This window comes from Mycobacterium innocens (genome assembly GCF_900566055.1).
Lineage (GTDB): Bacteria > Actinomycetota > Actinomycetes > Mycobacteriales > Mycobacteriaceae > Mycobacterium > Mycobacterium innocens.
In genome coordinates this window covers 1-9,925 of record NZ_UPHQ01000126.1, presented here as the reverse complement: position 1 = coordinate 9,925, position 9,925 = coordinate 1, and the positions used below count along the sequence as shown (strand labels likewise).

The 9,925-nt window shown below is 66.1% G+C and carries 10 protein-coding genes and 2 pseudogenes; 7 read left to right on the top strand and 5 right to left on the bottom strand.

Annotation, left to right across the window (positions count from 1 at the left end; all coding sequences use genetic code 11):
* The 3 genes and pseudogenes from EET03_RS13995 to EET03_RS13985 form a co-directional block, all read left to right on the top strand.
* Window positions 1-107, top strand: a pseudogene (locus tag EET03_RS13995) (IS982 family transposase); the annotation flags it as partial.
* Window positions 108-150: 43 nt separating this feature from the next.
* Window positions 151-792, top strand: coding sequence for a nitroreductase family protein (locus EET03_RS13990; RefSeq protein WP_075540677.1), 642 nt, complete (start codon window positions 151-153; stop codon window positions 790-792).
* The gene (locus EET03_RS13985) at window positions 792-1,286 is read left to right on the top strand and encodes an SRPBCC family protein (RefSeq protein ID WP_063471526.1); all 495 of its coding nucleotides are present in this window, start codon (window positions 792-794) and stop codon (window positions 1,284-1,286) included. Before EET03_RS13990 ends, EET03_RS13985 begins: the two co-directional genes overlap by 1 nt.
* A gap of 54 nt (window positions 1,287-1,340) precedes the next feature.
* On the opposite strand, the gene EET03_RS13980 is transcribed toward EET03_RS13985, so the two are convergent.
* Window positions 1,341-1,652: a hypothetical protein gene (locus EET03_RS13980; protein WP_136625697.1), complete on the bottom strand. Its 312-nt coding sequence runs from the start codon at window positions 1,650-1,652 to the stop codon at window positions 1,341-1,343.
* Window positions 1,653-2,028: 376 nt separating this feature from the next.
* Here EET03_RS13980 and EET03_RS13975 point away from each other — a divergent pair, with 376 nt between their 5' ends.
* On the top strand, window positions 2,029-2,493 hold the full coding sequence (locus EET03_RS13975) for an Rv1352/Rv1906c domain-containing protein (RefSeq protein WP_063471524.1): 465 nt from the start codon (window positions 2,029-2,031) through the stop codon (window positions 2,491-2,493).
* 18 nt (window positions 2,494-2,511) lie between these two features.
* On the top strand, window positions 2,512-3,474 hold the full coding sequence (locus EET03_RS13970) for an FAD-dependent oxidoreductase (RefSeq protein ID WP_075540679.1): 963 nt from the start codon (window positions 2,512-2,514) through the stop codon (window positions 3,472-3,474).
* On the opposite strand, the pseudogene EET03_RS13965 reads toward EET03_RS13970, so the two are convergent.
* Window positions 3,471-3,900, bottom strand: a pseudogene (locus EET03_RS13965) (anti-sigma factor antagonist); the annotation flags it as partial. The gene EET03_RS13970 and the pseudogene EET03_RS13965 overlap by 4 nt on opposite strands.
* 274 nt (window positions 3,901-4,174) lie before the next feature.
* Between EET03_RS13965 and EET03_RS13960 the strand changes: the two are divergent.
* Complete coding sequence (locus tag EET03_RS13960; RefSeq protein WP_075540680.1) at window positions 4,175-4,966, top strand: enoyl-CoA hydratase/isomerase family protein; 792 nt, start codon at window positions 4,175-4,177, stop codon at window positions 4,964-4,966.
* Between the two features lie 4 nt (window positions 4,967-4,970).
* Here EET03_RS13960 and EET03_RS13955 read toward each other — a convergent pair whose 3' ends face one another.
* Window positions 4,971-5,372: a phage holin family protein gene (locus tag EET03_RS13955; protein ID WP_075540681.1), complete on the bottom strand. Its 402-nt coding sequence runs from the start codon at window positions 5,370-5,372 to the stop codon at window positions 4,971-4,973.
* Window positions 5,373-5,387: 15 nt separating this feature from the next.
* Window positions 5,388-6,455, bottom strand: coding sequence for an amidohydrolase family protein (locus tag EET03_RS13950; RefSeq protein ID WP_075540682.1), 1,068 nt, complete (start codon window positions 6,453-6,455; stop codon window positions 5,388-5,390).
* A gap of 73 nt (window positions 6,456-6,528) precedes the next feature.
* On the opposite strand from EET03_RS13950, the gene EET03_RS13945 reads away from it, so the two are divergent.
* Window positions 6,529-7,791 (top strand): sialate:H+ symport family MFS transporter, encoded by a 1,263-nt coding sequence (locus EET03_RS13945; protein WP_099194185.1) that lies wholly within the window; start codon window positions 6,529-6,531, stop codon window positions 7,789-7,791.
* Here EET03_RS13945 and EET03_RS13940 read toward each other — a convergent pair.
* Window positions 7,788-9,053 (bottom strand): competence/damage-inducible protein A, encoded by a 1,266-nt coding sequence (locus tag EET03_RS13940; protein WP_482805334.1) that lies wholly within the window; start codon window positions 9,051-9,053, stop codon window positions 7,788-7,790. The two genes, EET03_RS13945 and EET03_RS13940, sit on opposite strands and share 4 nt — an antisense overlap.
* Window positions 9,054-9,925 lie beyond the last annotated feature (872 nt).

The following is a 9,925-nucleotide window of genomic DNA, read 5'->3' as shown; positions in this document are numbered from 1 at the left end:
TCTACGCCCGCGTCGCCCAGCGCCTCCTCGCCCTTGCCGCTGTGATCTGGCACAACTGGAAGATCAACAGCCCAGTCAAGAGGTCACTGATCGCCTACGACCACTGACCAAGGTTGGGAATTACTCATCTAGGAGACAAATGGACTTCACGTGGACCTAGCCTCGGTCGACGAGCTGCTCACCACCACGCGGTCGGTGCGCCGACGCCTCGATCTGAACCGGCCGGTGGGCCGTGAGGTGATTCTCGAGTGCCTGCGGCTGGCCACCCAGGCGCCCACCGCCAGCAATGCCCAGGATTGGCGCTGGCTGGTAGTCACCGATGCCGACAAGCGTGCGGCGATCGCCGACATCTACCGCAGCGTTGGCGCCGAGTATCTCGCCCGGGCCGCGGCCACCGCGTCCGATCCGCAGACCCAGCGGGTGTATCGCAGCGCGCTCGGCCTGACCGAGACGCTGGCCCGGGTTCCGGTGCATGTCATTGCCTGCCTGCAGCAGCACATCGACGAAAGTAACCGGCTGGTCGCCGCGTCGGCTTGGGCGTCGATCATCCCGGCCGGCTGGAGCTTCCTGCTTGCGCTGCGGTCCCGCGGACTGGGATCGGTGTGGACGACGATGCATCTGGCGAAGGAGAAAGAGGTGGCCGGGGTGCTGGGAATCCCAGACACGGTCACCCAGGCGGCGCTGTTCCCGGTGGCCTACACCATCGGCACCGACTTCCGTCCGGCCGCGCGGCCGCCCGTGGAGACCATCACGTATTGGGATACCTGGGAACAGCGTGTTGGAGAAAGCTGATGCAGTCCTACACCGTGCGATTTCACGTCGACGCGCCCCCGAGCAAGGTGTGGCGGGTGCTGCATCCGCCCGCGCCGCCGAATTCTCCGCGGCCGCGGGTGCTCAGGTGGCCGACGGGCAGCATGGAAATTTTGCACGAGGGAGACGAGGCCGGCGAAGGTCTGGTCCGCACCTGCATTTTCGAGGTGCCCATGTACCTGCTGTCCGGCGGCAAGGGCCGGTCGTTCGAGACCGTCACGGAGGCAAAGGTCAACAAGCTGTCGCGGTATGTGGCAGTCGGCGCGCCGCTGTGGTCGCGCGCCGAGGGCTATCACCAGCTCGACGAACAGCCCGACGGCAGCACCATACTGACGTTCCACGAGACCTATCACGCCTATAACCCGGTGTTGCGCTTCCTCCTCGAGCGCCCGGTGCACGCGAAGATTTCCCGTGACAACCTCAAGACGTACGAGCACGCGCTGGGCTACGCCGGCACGGTGCGGCGACTGGACTGAACGGCTGCGCGCCGGCGCTTCTTGCATACCCACCGGGCCCACCGGGCATCCGGCTCACACGAACGCGGTGATTAACGCCAAAACGGCGATGCACCACGCCAGCGCGGCAATCAGCACGCACAATGACCCGACCGCGGCCAGCCGGTCACTGCGGTTCGCGTTTTCGTCCAGGGTGACGGCGAAACTACTGGGCATTCGCCGGAATACGTCCGGCCATGCCACCCGGGAGGCGGCCCGCTTGACACCGGTCGGGTCCTCTTTGGTATGGCGGCGCGGTGCCACCGTGGTGCCGTTGGTGACGAGCACAAAGCCCACCACAAACGACGCGACACCCGCCACGATGAGCAGCGCGGCAAGCCACAGCATCATGTCCTCCTTCACAGCCGATCCGTTACCTGCGCTGTTGGCTCCAGTTGCATCGCGCGCCCAACGTGGTCGCGCTCTGCACCTGCAGTCATAGTGGGTACCCAGGCCCCCGGTTGGGGAAACGACGATCGCCGTCCGCGCCGGCCGTGTTGCGCGCGACTTGGAGCGCGCCGGGAAGTCGTTGGCGCACAATGCACTTGCCGAGCATGCCTGGGCCGGCCGGCACTGGTCAGGAGTCGGCATGGCCGCGAAGTCGACGCGCCTCTTCGGCGACGCCGGTGCGCGCTCTGGCGCCGCGTCGTCGGTAGCCACGCCGACGATTCGTACCGTGCCGGCGGTTCGAAATTGGCTGCCTGCCCCGGTAGGCTGCTGAGCTATGAGTTCGAAGGCGCCGGCCGCCCGATTTCTCGCTGCGGGGCTGATCCTCGCGGGCTGGGCCGGGTCCGCAGGTGTCGCGGTTGCCGACCCGCAGCCGGCGCCGCCGTCCGCACCCAAGACGACCATCGATCACGACGGCACCTATACGGTGGGCACCGACATCGCGCCGGGCACCTACAGCTCTGCCGGACCTGTCGGTAACGGCACCTGTTATTGGAAGCGGTTAGGCAATCCGGACGGCGCGCTGCTCGACAATGCCCTGAGCAAGAAGCCGCAGGTAGTGCAGATCCAGCCGACCGACAAGGCATTCAGGACATCCGGGTGCCAGCCCTGGCAGATCACCGGCGAGGGCACTGCGCCGGCGGAAGTTCCGGGGCCTGCGGCAGGTGCCCAGCTGCAAACCGATCTGGCGATCCTCAACGGGCTGCTTGGCCCCACCGGCGAACGGGTGCCACAGTCCTGACGGCCGGCGGACGCTGCTGTGGCTGACCGTGTGCAACAGGTCATCGTAATCGGTGCCGGCGTCAGCGGATTGACCTCAGCGCTGTGCCTGGCCGAAGCGGGATGGCCGGTGCAGGTCTGGACCGCTGCGATGCCGCAGGACACGACCTCGGCGGTGGCCGGGGCCGTGTGGGGCCCGGTATTCACCGAACCTGTCGCCAAGACGCTGGCTTGGGCGGCGGAATCGCTGCACGTGTTCGGCGAACTCGCCAAGGACCCGGCCACCGGAGTTCGCATGGCACCGGCTTTGACTGTCGGTGACGTACCCGTGGGCGCGGCGCTGCCGCCGCAGGTCGCGTTGATCTCCGACCTGCGGCCGGCCGATCCGGCCGAAATACCCGAAGGCTTTCCGGCGGGGTTTCGCTCCACGCTGCCCATGATCGACATGCCCCACTACCTCGACTACCTGACCAAGCGGTTGGCCGCGGCCGGCTGCGAGATCGAGATCCGTCCGGTGCGGTCGCTGGCCGAGGCCGCCGACGCCGCACCGATCGTGGTGAACTGCGCCGGTCTCGGCGCCGCAGAGCTGACCGGCGACGACACGTTGCGGCCGCTGTTCGGCCAGCACGTTGTCATGGCCAATCCCGGTCTGCAGCAGATATTTCTGGAACGCAACGACGCCCCGGAATGGGTCTGCTACTTCCCCCACCCGCAGCGCGTGGTCTGCGGCGGCATCAGTATCGCCGACCGCTGGGACACGACTGCGGACCCCGCGGTGACCGAACGGATCCTGCGGCGCTGCCGGCGGATCGAGCCGCGGCTTGGCCAGGCCGCGGTGATCGAGACGATCACCGGGCTGCGTCCCGACCGTCCGTCGGTGCGGGTGGAATCCGAGCCGCTCGGGCGGGCGCGGTGTATTCACAACTACGGTCACAGCGCCAACGGAGTAACGCTGTCGTGGGGATGTGCGCGGGACGTGGCGCGCTTCGTCGGCGCGCAATGAGCGTCAGGCCGGCGGCGCCAGCGCGTTCTCGACAGAGGTGTACATCGGCAGCAGGCGACGCAGGCCGCACGCGGCGATGGTGCGGGCCACGATCGGCTGGTTGCTGACCAGCCGCAGGTTCACCCCGCGACGGCGGCACCGCACCGATTCCTGCGCCAGCACGGCATACGCGCACGACCCCATGAACTCGAGGTCTCTGACGTCGATGACGAACGGACCCGGCGCGATGGCCATGGCGGCGCTGCGGGTCACCAACCGTTGCCAGACTGTCTCGTTACTGGCATCGATGTCACCACCGACGTGGACCACGACAGCCGAGCCGGTAGATTCGGTGACCGCCCGCAGACCGCTTTGCGCGTCACCTAATTGCAAACTCAGCCGCGTGCTCGCGGGACCGGAGGATGCTCCGAGCGCGACAGTGTCCATCTTGTGCAACGTCCCGTCCGTCGTGTGGTGCTAAGTGCTGCCGTCCTGGCTGTGGGAAGGCGCGCGGGTGATCGTCCTGGCTAGGAGTGCCCTGTTTTCACAGTGGTAGTAAGCATATGTGTAACAGATCCTGAAAAAGAAGGATGTCTAAAACCAAATTTTGCGTAATTCATGACGGCGGGCACGTTCTTGGCTGTCTGACCACCGGGCGCGGCGACATCACTACTATCTGATCAAAGCTTGCTACTGCTAAGAGAAACCGGCCGATAACGCGGTGAGCATCGATTACACGCAGCATGACCACCTCGACCACATTGTCACCATCACAATCAACCGGCCCGAGGCGCGCAACTCTCTCGACATGGCACATTTCCGCGACCTCGCCCACGCCTGGGCCGCCTTTCGCGATGACGCCAATGCCTGGGTCGCCGTCGTCACCGGCGTCGGGCACGACTTCTGTACCGGAGCCGACCTCAAGAAGTTCATCCCCGAGCTGACCGGTGATCTTCCCCGGCCCGAAGGGTGGAACAAGGACGACGCCATCCATGCCGTGTTGCACCGATTCCCGCTCTACAAGCCGGTCGTCGCAGCGGTGAACGGCACGTGTGTCGCGGGCGGCTTCGAAATGCTGGGCCTGACCGACATCCGAGTGGCGGTGCCCGAGGCGAGATTCGCGGTGATGGAGCCCAAACGCGGACTCTTCGCGGGCGGCGGCAGCACCGTGCGACTGCCGCGCCAGATTCCCTACGCGTTAGCCATGGAACTGCTGCTGACCGCCGACCTGGTGGATGCGCAGCGCGCGCTGGCCATGGGGCTGATCAACCGCGTGGTCGCGGCCGACCGGCTGATGGATACCGCCTATGACTACGCCGCGCGGATCACCGCCAACGCTCCGCTCGCGGTATCGGCAACCAAGCAATCCGCCGTCGAAGGCCTGGCACTTGACCTGGAGTCGGCATACGACAACGAGACCCGGCACAGCGACCGCGTTTTCCAGACGCAGGACGCGAAGGAAGGACCGCGCGCGTTCGCCGAGAAGCGACCGCCGCGATGGCAGGCGCGCTGACCGCTCAGCTATTGCGGCTGCCCGCGGCGCGGCGGGTCAGCAGCGACAATATCCAGCTCACGATCGACAACAGGATCGCGGCCCAGATGGCACTCCACCAGAAATGGTCGATCTGCAGGCCCCAGTGGGTGGTGTCCTTGGTGATCTGGGCGGTGATCCACAGCATGAACGCGTTGATCACGATGTGAAAAAGGCCGAGGGTGAGGATGTACAGCGGGATCGACAGGAATTGCACGATCGGCTTGATGAATGCATTAACCAATCCGAAGATGACCGCGACGACGAAGATGATGACGACCCTTTCCAGCGTCGTATCACCGCCGACAAAGCGCACCCCCGGAACACACAGGGTGACCACCCACAACGCAAACCCCGTCAACGCCGCACGCACCAGAAAAGGGCCCATGCGCCGATCCTGCCATCAATTCAGTGCGTAGAAGCGCTGAGCGTTGCGGCCGCCGATCTTTTCCCGCGACTCTTCGCTGATGTCGGACCGGCTACGCAGATGCTTTGTGCTCTCCGGCCATTCGCCATCCCAGTGCGGGTAGTCGCTGGCGAACATGATGAAGTCGTCGCCGAGTACGTCGATCACACCCGGCAGGATCGGCTCCTCCGGCTCGCAGGTCACCCAGATGTTGCCGGCCCGCCAATAGTCCTGGGGGTCGCGGCGCCAGCCGCCCTCGATCCAGTCGCCGCGCTTCTCGTAGTGCTCGTGCAGTCGATCGATGAAGAACGGAACCCAGCCGGCGCCCGCCTCGAGGAAGGCGACCCGCAATCGAGGATGACGTTCGAACACGCCGCCGGAAACCAGCGCGGTCATCGCGGTCATCTGGTCGAACGGAAAGCTGATGCAGTGCACCTGGATGTAGTTGGTGAAGCGGTCCACGCCGATCTTGGGCAGGTGGATGCCCGGGGCGCCGTGGATCCCGAGCGGCATCTCCAGCTCAACGGCGGCGGCGCAGAACGGGTCGAGGTCAGGATGGTCGAGGTTGCGTGCCTTGAGTGCCGGCGGGACCAGGGTGGCGACCAGCCCGAGGTCTTTGGCCTCGGCCATGATGTCGATGGCCACCCGCCCGTGTTCGATCGGGGTCACGGCGACGCCGCGTAGCCGGCCGTTGGACGGCGCGCAGAAATCGGCGATCCACTGGTTGTACAGACGCGCGAAACCGGCTGCGAAATCAGGGTTTTCCAGGCTGGGCACGCACAGCCCGAGGCTGGGATACAGCACCATCGTGTCGAGGTGATCGCGGTCGGCGTCACCCAGCACACCCTCGGCGGTCGCGGTGTGGAGGTCGCCTGCCGTGGTGATCCCGTGCTGGGGTGGGCAACCGGCGCCGGGTCCCGTGTCCTCCGGGTAATTGCGGCCTTCGATCCGCAGCCCGGGTCGTCCGTCGCTGCTGGGTTGCACGTAGTCCGGCCAGCGCTTGAGTGCTTCGATGGCCAATGACGGGTTTTCGGCGACGTGTCCGTCGGCATCGATGATTCGCATGTTCCCGAAGTTACTCGCGCGCTTGCCATACCCCAAGGTTCGCGCGATGGCACCCGTGCTGCACGATGCTGACGTGACAACACCGGGGCTGACCGTCGACCAGCGAAACTCGTTCGTTGCGGCGTTCCTGGGCTGGACGATGGACGCCTTCGACTACTTCATCGTGGTGCTGGTCTATGCCGACATCGCAAAAACCTTCCACCACACCAAGACTGAAGTCGCATTCGTCACGACGGCCACTCTGGCGATGCGCCCGGTGGGTGCGCTGCTGTTCGGGCTGTGGGCCGATCGCGTCGGCCGGCGCATTCCGCTGATGGTCGACGTGATGTTGTATTCGGTGGTCGGATTCCTGTGCGCGTTCGCGCCGAACTTCACCGTACTGGTGATACTGCGCCTGCTGTATGGCATCGGCATGGGCGGCGAGTGGGGGCTGGGTGCTGCGCTCGCCATGGAGAAGGTTCCGGTCGGCCGGCGCGGGTTCTTCTCCGGGCTGCTGCAGGAGGGCTACGCGTTCGGCTATCTGCTGGCCACCCTGGCCTGCCTGCTGGTGGTGAACTGGCTGGGTCTGTCGTGGCGCTGGCTGTTCGGTCTTTCCATCATCCCGGCTCTGATCAGCCTGATCATCCGCTACCGGGTGAAGGAATCCGAGGTGTGGGAAGCCGCGCAGGACCGGATGCGGCTCACCAAGACCCGAATTCGTGACGTGCTGGGCAACGCCGCGATCATCCGCCGGTTCTTTTACCTGATGCTGTTGATGACCGCGTTCAACTGGATGAGCCACGGCACCCAGGACGTCTACCCCACCTTCTTGACCGCGACCACCGACCAGGGGGCCGGGTTGTCCACCGCGACCGCTCGCTGGATCGCGGTCGTCTACAACATCGGCGCCATCATCGGCGGCCTGGTTTTCGGTACGCTGTCGCAGCGCTTCAGCCGCCGCTACACCATCGTTTTCTGCGCGGTCTTGGGGTTGCCGATCGTGCCGCTGTTCGCCTACTCCCCCACCGCGGCGATGTTGTGCCTGGGTTCGTTCCTGATGCAGATCTGTGTGCAGGGCGCCTGGGGGGTGATCCCCGCTCACCTGACCGAGATGTCGCCGGACGCCATTCGTGGTCTGTATCCCGGTGTGACCTACCAGCTCGGCAACCTGTTGGCGGCGCTGAACCTGCCCATTCAGGAACACCTGGCCGCATCGCACGGGTATCCCTTTGCGCTGGCGGCGACGATCGTGCCGGTGCTGACCGCGGTCGCGATCCTGGCCATGATCGGAAAGGACGCCACCGGAGTCCGCTTCGGCACTGCCGAAAGTTCCCTATTGCCAGCGCAAGTCACCTAATCCGCGCCCCGCAAGGTGCGTCGCAGCAGGTGCATGGCCACCGTGGTGGAGCGCTCGCGGATGTCGGACCGGTTGCCGGGGAGCCGCAGCGTGCGGGTGACCGTGCGGCCATCGGCGAGCAGCACCGTGAAGCACACCGTCCCCACCGGCTTGTTCCCACCGCCTCCGGGACCGGCGACCCCGGTGATCGCGACGGCGGTGTCGGCGCCGAAGCGTTGCAGCGCACCCGCCGCCATCGCCTCGGCCACCGGTTCCGACACCGCGCCGTGCGTCTGGATCAGCGCCGGGTCGACGCCCAGTAGCTCGATTTTCGCGTCGTTGGAATAGGCGACCACGCCGCCGGCCACGTAGTCCGACGAAGCGGGACGATCGGTCAGCCGTGCCGAAAGCAGCCCGGCGGTGCAGGATTCTGCGGTTGCTATCCGCCGGCCGGCCAGCAGCCGGGCGACCACATCGTCGACCTGGGAACCGTCTTCGGAGTAGAGCTGTTCGCTGTGCTCCTTTCGGAGCAGCTGGGTCAGCTGCGCGTACACGTCCGCGTCATGCGGCTCGTATCGGGTGACCATTTCGATTTCGCCGCGCCGCAGGCAGGTGGTGATCTCGAGCCGGTCGTAGCCGGGGATGGATGCCTGGGCGGCACGCAGGGTCTCGGCAAGACCGGACTCGGGCAGGCCGAACATCCGGATTGTGTCCTGCCGGTAGACGGTTCGGCCGGCGATCGCCTCTTGCGCGACGGGTGTCTGAATGGCCTTGTGCCACATGGGTTGAAGCTCGCGCGGGGGCCCCGGGAGCACGATCACCGCCGGCTTTCCGGGCACGACGACACCCGGTGCGGTGCCCACCGGATCGAGCACCTGCGCGCCGGCCGGCACCATGGCCTGCTTGCGGTTGGCTGCCCTGACGGCTTCGAAGTCCCCCGGGTTGAAGTGGGCCATCAGCTTCTTGAGGATGTTGGCGATGGTGTTCTCGACCGCGGTGTCCAACACCAGCTCGCGGCCGCAGAACCGGGCCACCACTTCGACCGTCATGTCGTCGGCCGTCGGCCCCAGACCGCCGCTGGTGACGATCAGGTCCACGCCCTGGTCGGCCATGAAGCGCAGTTGCGCCTCGATGTCGGCGGGGCGGTCGCCGCAGATGGTGATGTGAGCCAGCTCGACCCCCAGCTCCAGCAGCCGGTCGGCGATCCAAGGCCCGTTTCGGTCTTGAACCCGCCCGGTCAGGACTTCGGTACCGGTGATCACAATGCCCGCACGTGCGCTCACCGGGACGAGCCTACGTACCGGCGATCGCGGTGTTGAAAGTACGTCGGTGCCAACCATTTAACAGCTGCTAGAAGCGCCGAACCATTCGGCGCCGGCTGGGGGTCAGACGATCGTTTCGCTGCTGCCTTTCGAGCCGGCGAAGCCGCCGCTGCACCCGTGCCCCCGAAACCGCCGAGGCCGGGTGTGGCCTTGCCCGCACCAGTCGCGTGGGCGTTGCCGCCGTTGCCGCCGATGCCGCCGTTGACCGTGGGTGCCGAACTGTCGCCACCGTCGCCGCCCTTACCGCCGATGCCGAATCCGGTTCCCGCGGTGGATCCCAGTCCGCCCTGGCCACCGTCCCCCCGGCCCCTCCAGCACCCCCGGTGGCGTCAGCCGCAGAGGCGCTCCGGGTAATGCTCGCGGTGCCGAATTTAGCCCGTCACCGCTGTCGTCACGACGAGCGGAAATTTCGGTCAAACAGCAAGTCGGATCGTGCTGCTGCTCGTGCGGCCCGAGCCATAACCCCTACCGGAAATGAATTTCGGTTCGACCTTGGAAATTTGTTAGCTTGGGCAAGAACTGGTGGTCAAACACACAACGTGGTCAAATCAAACTCCAATAGTTGCCCACGGTTCGCCAAAGCATTAAGCCTCGCCCCGCGACGCAAAGATGGGCTCTGAAGGCGTTCGACTGGTGTCGGAACCGGCAGCGCAGGTTCTCCGCGAATACGCCGCGAATGGCCGGGGATCAGCCGCAAGGAACAGTGGCCGGTGCGCTGGAGTCGACGCAGGCGTCCGGCGGGTACTAGTTGCCCGGTCGGCCTGGTTCGCCGGGTTGGCCCGGTTGCCCGGGTTGGCCCGGTTGCCCGCCCGCGCTGGGGGCGCCACCGGGGC

Coding starts and splice junctions, on each gene's coding strand:
- EET03_RS13955 (WP_075540681.1), bottom strand. CDS start 5,372: ATGGGCCCTTTTCTGGTGCGTGCGGCGTTGACGGGGTTTGCGTTGTGG.
- EET03_RS13980 (WP_136625697.1), bottom strand. CDS start 1,652: ATGCTGTGGCTTGCCGCGCTGCTCATCGTGGCGGGTGTCGCGTCGTTT.
- EET03_RS13985 (WP_063471526.1), top strand. CDS start 792: ATGCAGTCCTACACCGTGCGATTTCACGTCGACGCGCCCCCGAGCAAG.
- EET03_RS13975 (WP_063471524.1), top strand. CDS start 2,029: ATGAGTTCGAAGGCGCCGGCCGCCCGATTTCTCGCTGCGGGGCTGATC.
- EET03_RS13950 (WP_075540682.1), bottom strand. CDS start 6,455: ATGCGAATCATCGATGCCGACGGACACGTCGCCGAAAACCCGTCATTG.